Annotated in this window: 2 protein-coding genes; both read left to right on the top strand. The window is 64.3% G+C overall.

Translation table 11 applies throughout. The annotated features are described in order from the left end of the window. On the top strand, positions 1 to 636 hold a 636-nt coding region (locus OO70_RS50455; RefSeq protein ID WP_043688287.1), incomplete at its 5' end, for a hypothetical protein. Continuing rightward, a complete protein-coding gene (locus OO70_RS56770) occupies positions 636 to 767 on the top strand; it encodes a hypothetical protein (protein WP_257797618.1) in 132 nt (43 codons plus the stop codon). The genes OO70_RS50455 and OO70_RS56770, both read left to right, overlap by 1 nt. Positions 768 to 810: the final 43 nt, after the last annotated feature.

Below are 810 nucleotides of genomic sequence, written 5' to 3' on the forward strand. Positions count from 1 at the left end.
CCGATGCGCGCCGTGCTCGACGGCACCGATCCCGACTCCGTGCTGGTCCGCGTCCGCACCGCCGAGGGCGTCGCCCTGGCGACCCGCAAGGACTACGGCCGTCCCATCGACTATCTGCGCTATCGCGTGAAGGACAAGATCAGCGACGCGCAGTTCATGGCGGCCGAATACTACGCTGGCGACTACTTCGCGATCTCGCCGGTCGGCTCGAACACGATGGCGACGATCAATCACCTGATGATGGCCGTGCCTCTCTCGCCGGAGGATCGCCGCATGCTCGACCAAGAGGGCATCAACGGCGGACGCATGCACTCGAAGGGCGATTGCGGCGGAGCGCCGAAGGACCCGAGCGACCGCATGCTGAACGCGGCGTTCGCGCTGAAGCGTGTCGACGATCAACTCGACCGCGTCCAACGCGAGCTGCTCCGCGATCTGCTCATCCGCGAACACACGGTCGGCACCATTGCGCAGCGATGGCGATGGTCGCCCGAGCAGGCTGGCATCATGGTCCGCTACGCGCTGCATCGCCTGGTCGACGTGTACGAGAACATCAACCCCGACTTCGCGCTGTATCTGCGGCAAGAGCGCGAACGCAAGAACGAAGGCCGCGCCAACCGCAAGGGACGCCGACGCTGATGCGCTGGTCTGGATACGCCCGCGATCTCGACGACATGGTCGCCACGCAGCGCTTTGTCAAAACGGTCGCGTTCGCCGCAGGACTGATCGTTCTTCAAGTCCTGCTCTTCGCCCTCTGCTTCATCCACTAACCCGGAGACCACCATTGAAGACACTCGACGAGCTGTTCTGCAC

It is taken from the genome of Streptomyces xylophagus, from assembly GCF_000716435.1.
Taxonomy (GTDB): Bacteria; Actinomycetota; Actinomycetes; order Streptomycetales; family Streptomycetaceae; genus Streptomyces; species Streptomyces xylophagus.

Excerpts from the sequence above, each read along its gene's own strand:
- OO70_RS56770 (WP_257797618.1), top strand. The coding sequence starts at position 636 with ATGCGCTGGTCTGGATACGCCCGCGATCTCGACGACATGGTCGCCACG.